Below are 18,204 nucleotides of genomic sequence, written 5' to 3' on the forward strand. Positions count from 1 at the left end.
CAATATAAAAAGAAAAAAAGGATTCTTCCTAATTAGTAAGAAAGATTGTCTATAGAAGTTCATAAAATGTAATATATTCAATTTCCATCCATTGAAGGGGGAGGTTAAATCTTAATGAATGAAGTGAAAAATTTTTTTCGAAGTAGAGGGTTTCAACGGTTTCTCGTTTTAATAATAGTAGCGCTTGTATTATACGGATTAAAAAGTATGATCAACTTAATATTAATTACGTTTATACTGACATTTTTAATGGATCGATTTCAACGTTTTATTTCAAAGAAATTGAAAGTGAACCGGAAAATTGTTATCGCCTGTTTGTATATCATATTAGTTTCCTTTATTGGCACGACATTGTATAAATATTTACCTGTGTTAACGATACAAATTTCGCAATTGATTTATCAATTTAAATTGTTTTTTCAAAACCCGCCTGATAATGAAATCATTAAATATGCACTTTCGACAATTAACGGAATGGAAGTATCAAAGTATATAGAACAAGGTGTAGATGTCATCTATCAATCGATAGCAAATATAGGGAAGGTAAGTTTACAAATATTATTGTCTCTCATATTAAGCTTATTTTTCTTATTAGAAAAAGAGCGTATTATTACCTTTACTTCTAAATTTAAAGAGAGTAAGCTAAAGATTTTTTATGAGGAGATTGCATATTTTGGCGAAAGGTTTGCAAGATCGTTCGGTAAAGTAATTGAAGCACAGTTTTTAATTGCGGTTGTAAATTGTATTCTTACTGTTATTGCATTAATTGTTTTAGGATTTCCGCAGCTTCTCGTATTAGCTGTTATGATTTTTCTACTAGGGTTGATTCCAGTTGCAGGTGTGATTATTTCTTTATTTCCACTTTGTATTATTGCTTATAACGTAGGCGGAGTTATGTACGTTGTATACATACTTATTTTCATTACAGTCATCCATGCTCTTGAAAGTTATTTTTTAAACCCGAAGTTTATGTCTGCGAAAACGAATTTACCAATCTTTTATACATTTATAATTCTCATTTTTTCAGAACATTTCCTTGGAATATGGGGGCTTATTATCGGGATACCAATCTTCATCTTTTTATTAGATGTACTTGATGTAAATAATGAGGAATCGATTAAAAAATAATAGGAAACAACCGATGTTTTCAAGGGACGAATAGATCGGTTGTTTGTATCCTGAAAAATCTTAATTGACAGTAGTTAATCAATAGTAAGGGTGGAAAGCGACTGATTAAAGGATTCACTTTATTCTTTCTTAGTGGGTGGAAGTTTAATGAATTTATTTACAATTAAAGCTATAATAACAGCGATAAAAAGAAATAATGCGATTATGCCAATTCCCATACCTGCCCATCCACCGATAAGGAAGATACTTATCGGTATTGTTAATAAGCATATAATAAGTAGTATGAATCCAAGGTTTTTATCATATTTTTGAGTCGGAAATAGAGTCCTGATAATTAAGAAGAGGAAAAGTATTAAGAAGGAAGCAGCCAATAAGAGGATTATAATTGTCCAAGAGTCATTCATGAAATCACTCCTTTCTATTGTGGATAATATTAACATTTATCGTAAGGAAGGGATAGTCAAAATAAAAAGCAATCCGAAATAATTTGGATTGCTTTTTGCTATACATATTAAAGAACAGGAGCCATTGTTTCTTTCAACACTTGAACTGAGTGATCGAATTTTAATTCTTCGTCTTCACTTAATTCTACTTCTAAAATTTCACGAACCCCGCCGCGATTTAAAACAGCAGGTACACCAATATACACATCTTTTTGACCATATTGACCTTCTAAGTAAGCCGATACAGTTAATACACTATTTTCATCATTTAAAATCGCTTTAGTAACACGTAGAAGTGACATACCGATACCGTAGTAAGTTGCACCTTTTCGCTCAATAATATGGTAAGCTGCATCACGAACGTTTATGAAGATTTTGTCTAAATCTTCTTGATTATACGTATTGTCTTTTTCAAGCAGTGTTTGTAGTTTTTGAATACCAACTGATACGTGACTCCAAACAGGAAGTTCCGTATCACCATGTTCTCCGATAATATAAGCATGAATGTTGTGTGGACCAATATTGAAGTACTCACCTAACATATAGCGGAAACGAGCAGAATCAAGTGTTGTGCCAGAACCAATTACGCGTTCTTTCGGTAAACCAGATTCTTTCCAAGTTACGTAAGTTAAAATATCGACAGGGTTAGTTGCGATTAAGAAGATACCATCAAATCCGCTATCCATAATACTGCGCACGATTTGTTTAAAGATTTTAGCGTTTTTCTCAACTAAATCTAAACGTGTTTCGCCTGGCTTTTGTGGTAATCCAGCCGTAATGACTACAAGGTCAGCATCTTTACAATCTTCGTAGCTACCTTTCCATACTCTAGTTGGAGCTGGAGCAAATGGAACGGCATGACTTAAATCCATCGCTTCTCCTTCAGCTTTTGCTTCGTTTACATCAACTAAAACAAATTCTTCAGCTACAGCTTGGTTAATCATGCAGTAAGCATAACTACATCCAACTGCTCCTGTTCCGACTAATACAACACGGTTAATACCTTTTTTCATTTCAAAATTCCTCGCAATTTCATTGATTTTATTATGTAAGATAATACGTCTTACTTCTATAGATTCATATCTAGTTTATTACATTTTATAAAAGATATTCAAGTATTTGAAAATGTATCCGTGCAATTTCTTGCATAAAACATAGGAAGTAAGTTAACCGAATATAATGCAATAAAATCCTTTATTGAAGGGGAAAAGGCCATGATGCAGCCATTAACGATGGAAAGAATGCTCCATATTATTCATGTGGGGCTCGTTAAAACGAAGGAGCCAAAACAGATTATTATTGTTGGTGCAGGAATTTCAGGATTAGTTGCAGCATCGTTATTGAAAGAAGCAGGTCATAACATAACAATTTTAGAAGCGAATAATCGAATAGGCGGAAGAATATATACGATACGTGAACCGTTTAGCAGAGGTTTATATTTTAATGCAGGACCAATGCGAATTCCTGATACACACAAGTTAACTTTAGCTTACATTCGTAAATTTAAATTACCGTTAAATCTTTTTATAAATAAAACCGCTTCAGATATTATTTATACGAATAATATTAAAACGAGATTAAGCATATTCGAAAAAAATCCAAGTATACTTGGATATCCTATTTTAGAGAGGGAAAAAGGTAAAACGGCAGAAGAGTTAATGTTAGAGGTATTAGAACCGATTCTAAATTATATTAAGAAAGATCCTAATAAGAATTGGAGTATTGTTGAGAAAAAGTATAAAGCATATTCGCTCGGCACATTTTTAACTGAATATTATTCAGACGGTGCAATAGATATGATTGGTGTACTTCTTGATATGGAAGCGTATATGGGAATGTCTTTAATTGAAGTATTACGAGAAATGGTCTTCTTTACTTCAACGACGAAATATTATGAAATAACGGGCGGGATGGATGCATTACCAAAAGCATTTTTATCGCAGTTAAATGAGAATATATTTATGCGGTATAAGGTTGAAAAAATTATACAAGAAAATAGCAAAGTGATGATGCAAGTAAACTATGAACAAACTATTGAGAGATTTATGGTTACAGGTGATGTTGCAATTGTTACGATCCCATTTTCAGCTTTACGTTTTGTTGAAATTCAGCCTTACAATCTATTCTCTTATTATAAAAGACGAGCAATTCGTGAATTAAATTATATTGCTGCAACGAAAATTGCGATAGAGTTTAAAAGTAGATTTTGGGAGAAAGCGGGACAGTGTGGAGGTAAATCTATTACAGATTTACCGATACGGTTTACATATTATCCGAGTTATGGCATTCATACACCAGGGGCAGCTATCGTTTTAGCGAGTTATACGTGGGCAGATGAGGCGTTAACATGGGATAGTTTACCGGATAGAGAACGCATTCGTTACGCATTAAAAAATTTAGCAGAAATATACGGTGATATCGTCTATAGTGAGTTTGTTACGGGAACATCTTTTAGCTGGAGTCAAAATCCGTATTCTTGCGGTGCATTTACAGCTTTTGAACCAGGTCAAGAGCTCGAGTTATTTCCGTATATTACACCACCATCTGGAAAAGTGCACTTTGCAGGAGAGCATACGACATTAACACATGGGTGGATGCAAGGAGCGATAGAATCTGGGATTAAAGTTGCTTATGAAGTAAACGAACAGTGAACATATATTTACAAATCACGACTCTTTTAATAAAATAATAAATATAAATCGTAATTATTACGCTTTGAATACGTTTTGAAATAAAGAAATGGATGGTCGATCAAATGAATAAAGTAGAAATTCATATATTAGGTGGCTTTTTAGGTAGCGGAAAATCAACATTATTACAAAATTTATTGTTAGCGGAGAAAAAGAAGAATAGAAAAGTTGCAGTGTTAATGAATGAAATTGGTGAATACTCAGTAGATACAGATATTATTGGAAAAGAGAATGTTTTAAGGGAACTTCTTAAAGGGTGTATTTGTTGTACGTTAAAAGAAGAGCTTGAAATACAATTACATTCGTTATATCAGCAAGAAAGACCAGATGTCATTTATATAGAAACGACAGGTGTTGCGCATCCAATTGAAGTGTTAGATGCATGTGTATCACCAATTTTAGCACCTTTCTTAGAAGTGAAATCAATAGTAGTCGTTTTAGATGCAGTAAGGTGGTTAAATCGAAGTATATTAAGTGCAAATGTGCAACAGCTACTGCATGAGCAAATGAAATTTGGTAGCCATATTTTAATTAATAAATCAGATTTACTAACATTTGCGGATAAGAACAAAGTAATTGAAGACGTGAAAGCAATAAATAATCATGCAAAATTGTTTGAAACAAAATATTGTAATATATCTTTAGAAGATATAGAAGAAGCTGAATTTATGAATGATGGGGAACATGAGACACTACATGTAAAACAGCATTTACATATACAAACGATGACATATCAATTTACGAAATCGATTGATCAAGACAATTTATATGAATGGCTTTCAAATTTACCAGATAGTATTTATCGTGTAAAAGGATTTGTGAAATTCCATGGAGATAAATACCCGCACCTATTCCAATATTCATTTGGGGTACCAACTTTACTGGAACAAGACTTCGGTTTCCCGACGAACTTAGTAGTAATAGGGGAAGGGCTAGATAAGAAACAATTGGCTGAAGGATTAGAGAAAGTAGAAAATAATTCTAATTAAGATGAAAGGCCTAACTTATTTTTAAGTTAGGCCTTTTGTATGTAGAAAAACACTTGCAGATTTTGTCTAACGGTAATAATTGTAAAATTCAGAAATTTATTTATAATCAAATCTAAGAGGTGATTCAGGTGTCAGAAAAAATAATAATGGATGTAAAAAATCTAACAACAAAAGGGTTAGAAACGAGAGAGAAATTATTGTGTGCTGCAGAAGAGATATTTGGTAGTAAAGGATATTACGAGGCTTCTATCGTGAATATTACACAAGAAGCAAAGGTAGCACACGGAACTTTCTATAATTACTTTCCATCTAAAAAAGATATATTTGATGAATTGATTCGCAGATTGAACCGTGAGTTACGCTTAATTATTAAAGAAGAAATGAAGGGAATATCAAGTTATGAAGAGGCACAAAGAAGAGGTTTTCAGGCTTTTTTTCGGTGGGTGAAAGATCGACCTAATCTATATAATATTGTACAACAGGCAGTAGTTGTTGATGATAACTTATATAGATGGTACTATGCAAAGCTCGCAAATGGATTTTTAAAAAGTTTATCGGCTGGTATGGAAGCGGGAGAGTTTAAACAACTTGATAAAGAAACAATTGCGTATTGTCTTATGTCAATTGGGCAATTTCTAGGAATGCGATGGGGTTATTGGGAAGAGAAAGATGTTCCGGAAGATGTATTTGAAGCAGCGATGTCATTAATATTTGAAGGATTGAGAAAGAGATAAAGGAGTGGGGGAAATATGCAGGGCATTGCTTATTGGATTGAAAAACGGTCCTATTTACATCCAGATCGCATTGCCATTATTACAGAAGAGGAGGAAATGACATATAAACAGTTACATGAGTATGTAAGTAAAGTAGCAGCCTATCTAATTTATGACTTGAATGTGCAAAAAGGAGAAAGGATAGCCATTTTATCACAAAATAGCTTGGAATATATTGTACTTTTGTTTGCTATAGCAAAAGTAGAATGTATTGCTGTTCCACTTAATATACGGTTAACAGAAAATGAACTTATCTTTCAGTTAAAAGATAGTGGAACTACAGTTTTATTTGTAGAGGAAACCTTTCAAAATATGGCACTGTCAATGCATAAGGTATCGTATGTTCAAAGAGTTATTTTGATTAAAAGTTTAAAAGAAATAGAAGATAGAAAAAGTGACAACCTTGAAGAGATAAATGAAAGCGCATCCTTTATTATATGTTATACCTCAGGGACAACGGGAAAACCGAAAGGAGCTGTACTTACACAAGACAATATGTTTTGGAATGCGCTTAATAATACATTTGCGATTGACTTAACTATGCACGACCGCTCTATTGTATTATTACCTTTATTTCATATTGGTGGAATTGGTTTATTTGCATTTCCAACTTTATTTGCAGGCGGTGTAATCATTATTCCAAGAAAATTCGAACCAACCACAGCTCTTTCCATGATAGAAAAACATAAAGTGACCGTAGTGATGGGAGTACCTACAATTCATCAAGCATTAATGAATTGCGAAAAGTTTGAGACTACAAATTTACAATCAGTTCGCTGGTTTTATAACGGTGGTGCCCCTTGTCCAGAAGAGTTGATGAGGGAATTTATAGATAGAGGATTTTTATTTGGTCAAGGCTTCGGTATGACTGAAACATCACCAACCGTATTTATGCTTTCAGAAGAAGATGCAAGACGTAAAGTAGGCTCGATTGGGAAACCTGTTCTGTTTTGTGAGTATGAACTTATTGATGAAAACAAAAATAAAGTTGAGGTTGGTGAAGTTGGGGAGTTACTAATAAGAGGACCGAATGTAATGAAAGAGTATTGGAACCGGCCAGATGCAACAAAAGAAGCGATTCAAGATGGTTGGTTATATACGGGTGATTTAGCTAGAGTTGATGAAGATGGTTTTGTATACATTGTCGGTAGAAAAAAAGAAATGATAATTTCCGGTGGTGAAAATATTTATCCACTTGAAGTAGAGCAAGTCATTAATAAGCTTTCGGACGTATATGAGGTAGCGGTCGTTGGTAGGCAACATGTAAAGTGGGGAGAGACTCCAATCGCCTTTATTGTGAAAAAGAGTAGCAGTGTATTAACTGAAAAAGAAGTCATTGAGCATTGTCGTTTATTTCTAGCAAAATATAAAATACCGAAAGAAATTGTTTTTCTAGAGGAATTGCCAAAAAATGCAACTGGTAAAATTCAAAAAGCACAGTTAGCAAATCAATTGAAAAGCAGGTGAAGAGATGACGGTATATATCACTGGTCAACAGGCGTCATGTAGTAAAACAATTACAGAAACAGATTTTGTATTATTTGCAGGTTTAAGTGGGGATTTTAACCCAATCCATATTGATCATGAGTATGCGAAACAAACTAGATTTAATCAAAGAATAGCACATGGTTTACTAACTTCTAGTTTATTATCGCAATTGCTTGGTATTCATTTACCTGGAAAAGGATCCGTTTACATGGAGCAAACTATTAAATTTACAGCACCAGTTTTTATAGGAGATACAATTACAGCAACGGCTACAGTACAAGAATTTATGATGGAAAAGAGAGTTTTGAAATTGTTAACAGAGTGTCATAACCAAAAAGGAGATTTAGTATTAACAGGTGTAGCTACAATGATGGTGCCAAAAGAAGGAGGAGTATTCTAATGAATATTGGGATTGAAGCGACTGGTGTTTTCTTCCCAAAAGACGTAGAGACGGCTGCAGACCTATCTAAAAAAACAGGTATTCCTGAGCATATTATTATAGAAAAGTTTGGATTATATGAAAAACATGTCGCAGATGAAACGATGCATGCATCAGATTTAGCTATTGCTGCTGCAAAACCAATATTATCACAAGTAGATCCTCAATCTATTGATGTAGTCATTTATTTTGGCAGTCCACATAAAGATTACCACGTATGGTCAAGTGCCCCAAAAATTCAGCATGAACTTGGATTGAAAAATGCTTATGCTTTTGAAATTATGAATGTTAGTTCTTGCTTTCCTATTGCTCTCAAAGTCGCAAAAGATATGCTCTACTCCGATAACTCAATTGAAAATATATTATTAGTAGGTGGATGTAAAGAATCTCAAATTGTAGATTATGATAATCCACGTTCGCGTTTTATGTTTAATTTCGCTGATGGCGGAAGTGCAGCTTTAGTGAAAAAAGACGCTAGAAACGGTGAAATATTAGGAAGTGCGATTATAACAGATGGTTCATTTCATGAAGATGTTCGTATTCCAGCAGGTGGATCGAAGCAGGTTGCGAGCTACGATACAGTTGAGAATCGACAGCATTATATTGATGTAATAGATCCTATTAGTATGAAAGAACGTCTAGATCGGGTTTCAATCCCTAATTTTGACAAGGTGATTCGGGAGGCGTTAAGAAAAAGTGGGTTAACTCCTAAAGATATTAAAGTATTGTTACCACTGCATACAAAACGTTCTATGTTAATAGAATTGATACAGGGGCTAGGGCTAGCAGAAGAACAAGTTGTATATTTAGATCATTATGGACATATGTCAGCGCTTGATCCTTGCATTGGTCTTCACTTTGCAAATGAACAGGGGAAATTACAGGCCGGAGATATTGCAGTAGTAGTTAGTGCAGGGACTGGGTATACGTGGGCAGCTACTGTGATTAGGTGGTGAAAAATACTAAATGAATATATGGGAAATGGAGGTATTTGGAAAGGGGCGGCGAATGTAATGGTACTTCATTAATTTTTTAATAAATTTGTTTGTATGATTCAAAGAAAAAGTCATAATTACGGTTGGGTAACTTTGGCGTGTTTGATTCTATCAGAAAGAAAAGTATGGGGAGGATCACAATGTCGATGAAAAAACGTAAATGGCTAAAAATGATGGCTACTGGTTGTGTTTTAGGATCGTTATTCATAACGGCAGCTTGTTCAGGAAAGAAAACAAGTACAGAGGATGAAAAGACGATTAAGGTAGGGGTTCTTGCATCATTAACAGGTCCGTTAGAATCATATGGAAAACAAACAGTGAACGGATTTGAATTAGGGTTAGACTATGCGACGGATGGAACTGGGAAAGTGGAAGGAAAGAAGATTAAGTTTGTTGTAGAAGATACAGAAACAAAAGCTGATGTAGCGGTTAAAAAAGCTACGAAGTTATTAGAAGAAGAGAAAGTTGATTTTTTAGTCGGATCGTCTAGTTCAAGTGATACATTAGCGGTTTTACCAATAGCTGAAGAATATGAAAAAATAATGGTTGTAGAACCGGCGGTAGCTGATAGTATTACCGGTAAGAACTGGAATAAATATATTTTTAGAACAGGTAGAAATTCATCTCAAGATGCAGTCGCTGGTGCTGCAGCAATTGCTAAAAAAGATGTGAAAATAGCAACGTTGGCACAAGATAACGCATACGGCCGTGAAGGAATTGCGGCGTTTAAAGCTGGAGCAAAGAAATTAGGTGCGAACATTGTAAACGAGCAATATGCAGATACAAATTCGACTGACTTCACAGCTAATATTCAAAATATCATTAGCTCAAAACCAGATTATTTATTTATCGTTTGGGCAGGGGCGAATTCACCTTGGAAACAGTTGAAAGATATGAATGTGGAAGCGCAAGGTATTAAAATCTCCACAGGTGCGCCAGATATACCAGCATTAAAAACGATGGATGCATTAGTAGGAATGCAAGGTTTTTCTGTTTATTATCATACACTCCCGAAAAATAAGGTGAATGATTGGTTAGTGGAAGAACATAAAAAACGATTTAATGGTGCGGTGCCAGATTTATTTACAGCAGGAGGAATGTCAGCGGCAATTTCAATTGTAGAAGCTTTAAAGAAAACAAAAGGTGATACAGATGTAGATACATTAATTAAGAAAATGGAAGGAATGGAATTTGATACACCGAAAGGAAAGATGAAATTTAGAGAGAAGGATCATCAAGCGATGCAGACGCTGTATTCTATCACATTGAAAAAACAAGATGGTGTTGATTATCCGGTGCCAGTGTTAGAGCGAGAATTAACGATGAAAGAAACAGAACCACCAGTTCAAAATAAATAGACTGAATTTTCTGTTGTTTACGTATAAAGAGGGGTACACCCTCTTTATACGTATTTCTTTCATACTGAAAGTTTTAAAGGGAGGGATTTCGTGACACATTTGCTAGAAACGAAAAATCTTAGTGTATCTTTTGGCGAGCATCATGTTATTAAAGATGTGAATGTAACTGTACAAAAAGGAAAACTCATTTCTATTATCGGGCCAAATGGTGCGGGTAAGACAACATTATTTAATTTACTAAGTGGACAGATTTCACCCACAACAGGTGAAGTGTATTTTAAAGGGCAAGATATTACAAAACTATCGATTTCAGATCGAACACGCTTAGGAATCGGTCGCTCTTTTCAGCTTACAAACATATTCCCAGAATTAACGGTACTTGAAAATGTCCGTTTAAGTGTTCAATCATTCGTACAAGATTACTATAGTTTTTTCCCGAGTCCAGCAAAATTAAAGCAACAAGTTGGAGAGGCGAGACGTTTCTTAAAAACAGTATTACTTCAGGAGAAAGAGCATGTATTAGCGAAAGATTTGGCACATGGAGAGAAAAGAAAGCTAGAACTTGCGATGTTATTAGCTTTAAAAACAGATGTGTTATTACTTGATGAGCCGACGGCAGGTATTTCGGTTGAGGAAGTCCCAGCTATACTACAAGTGATTGAAAATATTAAGAAACATCCAGAGAGTACAATTGTACTTATTGAACACAAAATGGATATGGTACTAGGTTTGTCAGACCATCTAATCGTTTTATTTCATGGAGAGTTATTGGCTGAAGGTTTACCCGAAGAAATTATGAAAGATGAGCGTGTACAAAGTGCTTATTTAGGGGGATTATATAGTGGCACTATTACAAGTGAATAATATAGAGACGTATTTAGATCAGTTTCATATTTTACAAGGGGTATCTCTTGCTGTTGAAAAAGGAACGATTACTGTACTGTTTGGAAGAAATGGAGCAGGGAAGACTACGACATTACGTTCGGTTATGGGATTTCATCATATCGCACATGGTGAAATTTATTACGATCGTACACAAGTAAATGGATTATCTACACATTTAATTTCAAGGAAAGGAATAGGGTATGTACCAGAAAATCAAGGTATTTTTCACGATCTGACAGTAGAAGAAACATTCGCTCTTGCTAGAGGTAAGGGTGAAGAAGCGGAAGAAAAAATAGAATGGATGCTTGAACTATTTCCAGATTTAAAGCAATTTTGGCACAAAAAAAGCGGACTCCTAAGCGGGGGACAAAAGCAAATGTTAGCAATTTCAAGAGCATTTATTAATAGCGATGGTTTACTACTTATTGATGAGCCGAGTAAAGGCTTGTCCCCCATTATGATAGAAAAATTAATGATAGCTATTTTGAAAATGAAGGAGAAAACAACAGTTTTACTCGTTGAACAAAATTTTATGATGGCTAGTCAAATTGGTGATTACTTTTATATTATGGATAACGGAAAAATTGTTCATAACGGTTTTATGCATGAATTAAAAGAGGATAAGGAAATGTGTCACAAATATTTAGGGATCTCTTAACATGAATCCGGGGTGAGAAGGATGGATGTGTTAATCAATTTATTTGTAAATGGGATTTCAACAGGGATGCTCATTTTTTTATTAGCATCAGGTCTTTCGCTTATTTTCGGTTTGATGAGTGTTCTAAACTTCGCACATGGTGGTTTATTTGCGTGGGGAGCGTTTACAGGTGTTTGGCTATTTAATATGACAGGTAGTTACGTATTAGCTTTAATTGGAGCAATAGCTATGGGAATGTTCCTTGGATTCATTTTAGAAAGATTCCTTATTAGACCGGTATATGGAAATCACGTTCGCCAGCTTCTTGTTACGCTTGGAGGAATGCTTGTACTTAGTGAATGTATTAAAGTATTTTGGGGACCGAATCCAATTGGTGCAAAGTTACCGTTATGGCTACAAGGAAGTTTTACATTTGGAGGCGTTATATTAATTAAATATCGTCTATTCGTTATCATAATTGGGGTTATCATATACATTGCATTATTATTATTGCTCAAAAAAACAAAGATAGGTCTTATGATACGCGCAGGCGTAATGGATAAAGAGATGGTTCAAGCGCTCGGTATTAACGTAAAAGCGATATTTTCTTTCGTCTTTTTATTAGGAGCAGGGATGGCAGCGTTGGGAGGTTTCTTATTAGCACCGTATTCAGGCGTTATTTTCGCAGAAATGGGTATGCAGTATGCGATTTTAGCTTTCATAGTAGTAATCATTGGAGGATTAGGAAGCGTACAAGGTTCAGCAATTGCTTCTTTAATTGTCGGATTAGCTGGTGCTTTTACAGCGTATTTTATACCAGATTTATCACTTGCAATCAATATGTTAATGCTACTGTTTTTCTTAATCGTGAAGCCAAATGGACTTGTTGGTGAAAAGGGGTGAAATGGTGAACAGTACATCAAATCGAATTAAAGTATACTTCGGAGTATGTATGCTCATTTGTTTAAGTGTATTTCCATCCGTAAATGATTCACGGAGCTTGTTAATTTTGTTCACTCAAATCTTCATCTTTGCTATTTTTGCAATGAGTTTTGATGTATTGCTTGGATATACAGGAATTGTATCGTTCGGCCATTGTATGTTCTTTGGAATCGGAGCATATGGCGTAGCACTTTTATTTGATCGACAAGGAGTATCCATAACGAACTTTTTAATAGGGATAGTAGCTGCAATTATCATTTCAGCCATTGTTAGTTATATAATTGGTTTGCTTTCTTTACGGCTGAAAAGTCATTTTTATGCAATGTTAACACTTGCTATTTCACAGTTGTTTTTCGTACTTGCTGAAAAATGGCGTGGGCTCACTCACGGAGGAGATGGTTTTACATTTGGTGTACCAGACGTATTTCGTGATCGTTTTACGTTTTATTATGTAACACTTATATGTTTACTTATCATTTTTGTTCTGTTACGTCTTTTTACCAAATCTTCTATTGGAAAAGTATTAAAGGCAATTTCACAAAACGAGCAACGTGTTGAAGCATTAGGATATAAAGTTCTTCATTATAAAATTATTGCTAGCATTGTTGCAGGAGTAGTAGCTGCAATTAGCGGTGGTTTATTTGTTATTACACTGCGCTTTGTTAATACAACTGTATTTTCAATTGAAATGACATTAAATGCATTATTGATGACGATGATTGGAGGCGTTGGAACGTTAATTGGAGCCATTGCAGGAGCTGGAATTATTGAATCCCTAAAATATTATTTATCAGAACTAGCTACAGAGTATCCGATCTTTGAACGATGGACGATTATTCTTGGTGTATTGTACATTATCGTATTGCTAGTTTTCCCGAAAGGATTAGTTGGCACGGTTAAGGGACTGAAGAATATGAAACGGAATAAGAAGGAGAAAAGTGCAGAAGTGGAGCAAAATGTGTGAAAAATCAATTGTATAGAATATGAAAATCCCTCTTTTAGATTCGGAAAGGAGGGATTTTTATTGCTGTATGTAAATTTAGTTCTTTTATAAATATTATATTAATTAAATAGTTCATCAGGGATTTGTTTGAAAGAATTTTGGTTCGTAAAGAAATGAACAGCTAATTTCTCAATTGGAACATCTTCAATTGGTACTAATTTATCATTTTTAATTGGTAAAAAGGCTATTCCTTTTCCGTCCTGAATAAACTCTTCTATAAGCGAATAAGAATCTAATTGTTGAAGTTGGCGCTGAGATAAATTATTTTCTTTTAGAAATTGTATCGTCTTATTTCTAAAAGGGCACTTTTTGTCATTACTAACGAAGAAGAGTTCCTTTGAATAGTCAATGGTACGTGTTTCTTTCATTTTCAATAAGCCTATAGAAATTGAAGTAGTAAATACTTTTTTAAAAGCTGCGTCGGGATCATCCTCGTAAGTAATGACCATATCAACTTTTTGTTGCTGCAGTAATTTTTGCAAATGACTACTATTTTCTACATATATTTGATAATTTCTGAAATTTTCTTTAATACGCTTGCTTACATAAGTAGTCAAAATAGATTGTGACGTCGCGATTATATAAGAAGAACCACTCGTTTTAATTTTATCTTTTGCTTCTTCTACTAAAGTTAATATTTGATTCGTGTAGTCTAATAAAATGTCCCCAGAAGGTAACAAGGAAACGCCTTTGTTATCTCTATGTAGTAAAGGTGTTTCTAACTCTTGTTCTAATTTTTTAATTCTTTCAGTTACGTTCGGTTGAACATACCCTAATTCTTTCGCAGCTTTACTAATAGAACCTTCGCTAGCCACAGTTTTGAATATAATAAGATCATTTATTTCCATTTATCACAGCCCCTTATACGATATCATTATAAATGATACCAAACATAATTTATACCTATTTTACGTTAGTCAATCATCGGTTTATCATTGTGTATATAAGAGGGAAAGTGAGTGATAAACATGATTGGAATGCAATATAAGGTCATTTTGCCGAAAGATTATGATATGGAGATTATTAAGAAAAGGGTAAAGGATAATGGGTATAAAACGGATGGTTTTCAAGACTTGAATTTTAAAGCTTATTTAATTACTGAGGCAGATAAGGACGGAAATTTCTATAACTGTTATGCACCTTTATATATTTGGAATGGTCATGAAGGAATGAACAAATTTATCTTTGAAGGGTATTACGATAATATTTTACAATCTTTTGGGTGGCAACAAATAAATATAGGTGTTCCATTAGTTGTTAATTTAAAAAATGATTTTAAGAAATGTAGATATGTTGTTGAATATGAAGGAAGTATTTCTCAAAGTGAATCATTGATTGGGACTCAATCTACCATTGTGGATCAAAAGGTAGAGAATTGTTTAGGCAATGTAATAGTATATAATCCAGATAAATGGGGATATAGTAAGTTTAATTTTTATGAAGAAAAGCCTGATATGATAACGAATAAAGGTACTACAGTATATGAGGTTTTGTACATTTCACGATGAAAATATGTTGAAGTTAAATTAAGAAAAAGGAATGAAAATATATGCCTTTTGTGAACGTTTATTATCATGAAAATATATTAAATGAAGAAGAATTGAAAAAGATAGGTGAATGTATTCATCTTTCATTAATTAAACATTTTAACATCCCTGAAAATGATTTTTTTGAAATGTTTTTACCTTATCAACAAAATCATTTTTTATATGATCCATATTATTTATTAGAAAGGGGAGAAAAGAGAACAGAGAATATGATTTATGTTTCTATTACATGTGGACCGGGAAGAACGATAAAACAGAAACGCGATCTGTATCAGTCAATATCTTTGAGGGTTTCTGAATGTTCTAGTATAAAAAGTGCAGACATTTTTATTACACTTAACGAGACAGCCGCTGAAAATTGGTCGTTTGGTCAAGGATTGGCGCAATTGGTAAAAGTGAAGGGGGAGTGAAATGATGAATGAATCCATTGAATATTGTATTCAAGAGAAAATGAGAGAAAAGGCACCTGCATTTGCTCATTATAGTGAAAAAATATTGTTCGAGGAAGTGTGGCGAGATGACACTTTAACATTAAGAGAAAGGAGTTTATGTACAGTGTCGGTATTAATCAGTCTTGGTAATACAGAACAATTACCATTTCATTTGCGACTGGCCAAACAAAATGGAATTAAAGAAAATGAAATGATTGCATTAATAACACATATGGCTTTTTATGTTGGTTGGCCCAAAGCAGTAGGCGCTTTACATATAGCAATGAATGATATGGAAAGTTAAGAATAACGATAAGAAAGAATTCATGTTTAAATGAATTCTTTCTTATCGTTATTTATGTAATACTTTAATGAGATATTTTTCACGTTTTCTCTTGCTTTTTTATCACTTGCGTAGTAAAGTGAAAGTAAGATTCACGATAGGAAGTGATCAAACATGCGTGATAATACGATAGGATCATTAATATGGTTACGTTTAATACGATTTACGAACCAAAGTAATCAGATGTCAAATGAGTTTTTAAAACGTTTTGATTTAACAACTGCTCAATTTGATGTGCTTTTGCAAATACGTACGTATCAACCACTAACACAAATGGAGTTAGCTGAAAAGGTAACTGTTACACAAGGCGGTATTTCTCGAATGTTAACGCGTCTTGAAAAAGAAGGATATATTGTACGAAAACAAGATTGGAAAACGAAAACAATTAGTCTGACAGAGCAAGGGGAAGCTGCCTTAGAGAAAGCATTGCCAGAGCAACTTGCATTTCAATCATCGTTTTTTGATGACGTATTAAATGAAGAGGAACAGAAAATGTTATACGAGCTAATGACAAAGGTTCATAAGCATAGTGAAAAAAAAGAATTACCGCAAGAGTAATTTTTTTTACACTATCAATTGACTAATCAAGTGAAGTTATAGACAATAGGAAAATACATTTGACTTACAAACGTTTTTAAAAGAGAAACTAATAACACTTTATTAAAGGAGAGAGTAATGATGGAAAAATACCGTATGGATACAAGTAAAGGGATGGAGTTTGGATTATATTCGATTGGGGATCATGTTTTAAATCCGCATAATGGAGAGAAAATTAGTGCGGAACAAAGAATTCATGAATTAATTGAAACAGCTAAGTTAGCAGATGAAGCTGGACTTGATGTATTTGCTGTCGGTGAAAGTCATCAAACACACTTTACAACGCAAGCTCATACAGTTATTTTAGGAGCGATTGCGCAAGCAACGAAAAATATAAAAATTGCAAGTTCAGCAACGATAATAAGTACATCTGATCCGGTACGAGTATACGAGGACTTTGCTACACTTGATTTGATTTCTAATGGACGTGCAGAAATTGTGGCTGGTCGTGGATCTCGTATTGGGGGATATAGTTTACTTGGTTATGATGTGAATGATTATGAAGAGTTATTTGAAGAGAAGATGGATCTTTTATTAAAAATTAATAAAGAGGAACATGTAACATGGAATGGACAGTTCAGAGCACCGCTTGCGCATGCATCGGTTATTCCAAGAGCTAAAAATAATAACTTACCAATTTGGCGTGCAGTTGGTGGCCCACCAGCTAGTGCGATTAAAGCAGGACGTGCAGGTGTACCAATGATGATAACAACACTAGGTGGTCCAGCTATTAACTTTAAAGGATCAGTAGATGCTTACCGTGAGGCGGCTGCGCAAAGTGGATTTAATCCAGCGAGTTTGCCAGTTGCAACAACGAGTTTATTTTATACAGCGAAAAATTCACAAGATGCACTTAGTGAATACTACCCTCACATTAATGCTGGTATGCTTACGCTACGCGGTGGTGGGTATCCGAAACAACAATTTACAAATGCAATAGATTACCGTGACGCGTTAATGGTTGGTAGCCCACAACAAATTATTGAAAAAATGCTTTACCAATATGAATTGTTTGGGCAACAACGCTTTATGGCAGAAATTGATTTTGGTGGCGTACCATATGATAAAATTGAGAAAAATATCGAGCTAATTGCTACTGAAATTTTACCGGCTATTAGAAAACATACAGCAAAATAAATTAAAAAATACCGAGAGTCTAATGGATTCTCGGTATTTTTAATTTATTTTAGTTTGAAAAAATGACAAAAAAGTGAATTTTTAATCTGAAAAGAGGAGGTTATTTCCTATTTTTGAATAACAATATTTCATGTTTGAATTTTAGAAATACATTTTTCTCTTGACAAAAAAATAACGAAATTATCCATTGGTTAATAGGACATTTTTCCGTAGAAAAGTCAAGTGTATAAAGAGAGAAACGATTATTTTATTGATGCAAAGATAAGTCTCATATTAAAAAAACACATTTTATCGATGAGAAAAATCTAATTCAAAAAAATACCAAAAGACATATTTCAGACAAAATGATGTCAATAATACGTCAAAAATCAGCTGAATT

The 18,204-nt window shown here is 33.9% G+C and carries 20 protein-coding genes; 17 read left to right on the forward strand and 3 right to left on the reverse strand.

Annotated features, from left to right (window positions below; all coding sequences use genetic code 11):
- Nucleotides 1–114 precede the first annotated feature (114 nt).
- The gene (locus PDQ40_RS02465; RefSeq protein WP_270691218.1) at nucleotides 115–1,128 is read left to right on the forward strand and encodes an AI-2E family transporter; all 1,014 of its coding nucleotides are present in this window, start codon (nucleotides 115–117) and stop codon (nucleotides 1,126–1,128) included.
- A 119-nt stretch (nucleotides 1,129–1,247) separates the two neighbouring features.
- On the opposite strand, the gene PDQ40_RS02470 is transcribed toward PDQ40_RS02465, so the two are convergent.
- Together PDQ40_RS02470 and PDQ40_RS02475 are read right to left on the reverse strand one after the other, a co-directional pair.
- A complete protein-coding gene (locus PDQ40_RS02470) occupies nucleotides 1,248–1,532 on the reverse strand; it encodes a YesK family protein (RefSeq protein WP_071736188.1) in 285 nt (94 codons plus the stop codon).
- Between the two features lie 107 nt (nucleotides 1,533–1,639).
- Nucleotides 1,640–2,584, reverse strand: coding sequence for an L-lactate dehydrogenase (locus tag PDQ40_RS02475; protein ID WP_000715326.1), 945 nt, complete (start codon nucleotides 2,582–2,584; stop codon nucleotides 1,640–1,642).
- Between the two features lie 201 nt (nucleotides 2,585–2,785).
- Here PDQ40_RS02475 and PDQ40_RS02480 point away from each other — a divergent pair, with 201 nt between their 5' ends.
- The 11 genes from PDQ40_RS02480 (at nucleotide 2,786) to PDQ40_RS02530 (ending at nucleotide 13,731) form a co-directional block, all read left to right on the forward strand.
- Nucleotides 2,786–4,222: a flavin monoamine oxidase family protein gene (locus tag PDQ40_RS02480; protein WP_061131163.1), complete on the forward strand. Its 1,437-nt coding sequence runs from the start codon at nucleotides 2,786–2,788 to the stop codon at nucleotides 4,220–4,222.
- A 104-nt stretch (nucleotides 4,223–4,326) separates the two neighbouring features.
- Complete coding sequence (locus tag PDQ40_RS02485) at nucleotides 4,327–5,250, forward strand: CobW family GTP-binding protein (RefSeq protein WP_001044949.1); 924 nt, start codon at nucleotides 4,327–4,329, stop codon at nucleotides 5,248–5,250.
- A 128-nt stretch (nucleotides 5,251–5,378) separates the two neighbouring features.
- Nucleotides 5,379–5,984, forward strand: a complete 606-nt coding sequence (locus PDQ40_RS02490; protein ID WP_001290794.1) for a TetR/AcrR family transcriptional regulator — start codon at nucleotides 5,379–5,381, stop codon at nucleotides 5,982–5,984.
- A 15-nt stretch (nucleotides 5,985–5,999) separates the two neighbouring features.
- A complete protein-coding gene (locus PDQ40_RS02495; RefSeq protein ID WP_001161515.1) occupies nucleotides 6,000–7,490 on the forward strand; it encodes an o-succinylbenzoate--CoA ligase in 1,491 nt (496 codons plus the stop codon).
- A 4-nt stretch (nucleotides 7,491–7,494) separates the two neighbouring features.
- Complete coding sequence (locus PDQ40_RS02500; protein WP_000219483.1) at nucleotides 7,495–7,911, forward strand: MaoC family dehydratase; 417 nt, start codon at nucleotides 7,495–7,497, stop codon at nucleotides 7,909–7,911.
- Nucleotides 7,911–8,906 (forward strand): 3-oxoacyl-ACP synthase, encoded by a 996-nt coding sequence (locus PDQ40_RS02505; RefSeq protein ID WP_001020494.1) that lies wholly within the window; start codon nucleotides 7,911–7,913, stop codon nucleotides 8,904–8,906. The genes PDQ40_RS02500 and PDQ40_RS02505 overlap by 1 nt, the downstream gene beginning before the upstream one ends.
- 179 nt (nucleotides 8,907–9,085) lie before the next feature.
- Complete coding sequence (locus PDQ40_RS02510) at nucleotides 9,086–10,303, forward strand: substrate-binding domain-containing protein (protein ID WP_098946850.1); 1,218 nt, start codon at nucleotides 9,086–9,088, stop codon at nucleotides 10,301–10,303.
- Nucleotides 10,304–10,393: 90 nt separating this feature from the next.
- On the forward strand, nucleotides 10,394–11,167 hold the full coding sequence (locus PDQ40_RS02515) for an ABC transporter ATP-binding protein (RefSeq protein ID WP_061131165.1): 774 nt from the start codon (nucleotides 10,394–10,396) through the stop codon (nucleotides 11,165–11,167).
- Nucleotides 11,145–11,846 carry a branched-chain amino acid ABC transporter ATP-binding protein gene (locus tag PDQ40_RS02520; RefSeq protein ID WP_001196686.1) on the forward strand — a complete coding sequence of 234 codons (702 nt, stop codon included), beginning with the start codon at nucleotides 11,145–11,147 and terminating at the stop codon, nucleotides 11,844–11,846. Before PDQ40_RS02515 ends, PDQ40_RS02520 begins: the two co-directional genes overlap by 23 nt.
- A gap of 21 nt (nucleotides 11,847–11,867) precedes the next feature.
- Entirely contained in the window at nucleotides 11,868–12,728 is an 861-nt protein-coding gene (locus PDQ40_RS02525; protein WP_000382789.1) for a branched-chain amino acid ABC transporter permease, read from the forward strand.
- Nucleotides 12,729–12,777: 49 nt separating this feature from the next.
- The gene (locus PDQ40_RS02530) at nucleotides 12,778–13,731 is read left to right on the forward strand and encodes a branched-chain amino acid ABC transporter permease (protein ID WP_141491327.1); all 954 of its coding nucleotides are present in this window, start codon (nucleotides 12,778–12,780) and stop codon (nucleotides 13,729–13,731) included.
- A gap of 98 nt (nucleotides 13,732–13,829) precedes the next feature.
- Here the strand turns inward: PDQ40_RS02530 and PDQ40_RS02535 are convergent, their stop codons facing one another.
- Complete coding sequence (locus PDQ40_RS02535; RefSeq protein ID WP_061536839.1) at nucleotides 13,830–14,618, reverse strand: LysR family transcriptional regulator; 789 nt, start codon at nucleotides 14,616–14,618, stop codon at nucleotides 13,830–13,832.
- Between the two features lie 120 nt (nucleotides 14,619–14,738).
- Between PDQ40_RS02535 and PDQ40_RS02540 the strand changes: the two genes are divergently transcribed.
- From PDQ40_RS02540 to PDQ40_RS02560, 5 genes are all read left to right on the forward strand, one after another.
- A complete protein-coding gene (locus PDQ40_RS02540; protein ID WP_270691219.1) occupies nucleotides 14,739–15,278 on the forward strand; it encodes a DUF4865 family protein in 540 nt (179 codons plus the stop codon).
- Nucleotides 15,279–15,319: 41 nt separating this feature from the next.
- Nucleotides 15,320–15,727, forward strand: a complete 408-nt coding sequence (locus PDQ40_RS02545; protein WP_001117244.1) for a tautomerase family protein — start codon at nucleotides 15,320–15,322, stop codon at nucleotides 15,725–15,727.
- A gap of 1 nt (nucleotide 15,728) precedes the next feature.
- The gene (locus PDQ40_RS02550) at nucleotides 15,729–16,052 is read left to right on the forward strand and encodes a carboxymuconolactone decarboxylase family protein (RefSeq protein WP_000980847.1); all 324 of its coding nucleotides are present in this window, start codon (nucleotides 15,729–15,731) and stop codon (nucleotides 16,050–16,052) included.
- A 153-nt stretch (nucleotides 16,053–16,205) separates the two neighbouring features.
- Complete coding sequence (locus PDQ40_RS02555) at nucleotides 16,206–16,649, forward strand: MarR family winged helix-turn-helix transcriptional regulator (protein ID WP_001205518.1); 444 nt, start codon at nucleotides 16,206–16,208, stop codon at nucleotides 16,647–16,649.
- A 120-nt stretch (nucleotides 16,650–16,769) separates the two neighbouring features.
- The gene (locus PDQ40_RS02560; RefSeq protein ID WP_061131169.1) at nucleotides 16,770–17,825 is read left to right on the forward strand and encodes an LLM class flavin-dependent oxidoreductase; all 1,056 of its coding nucleotides are present in this window, start codon (nucleotides 16,770–16,772) and stop codon (nucleotides 17,823–17,825) included.
- Nucleotides 17,826–18,204 lie beyond the last annotated feature (379 nt).

This window comes from Bacillus cereus group sp. Bc061, assembly GCF_027715825.1.
Lineage (GTDB): Bacteria > Bacillota > Bacilli > Bacillales > Bacillaceae_G > Bacillus_A > Bacillus_A paranthracis.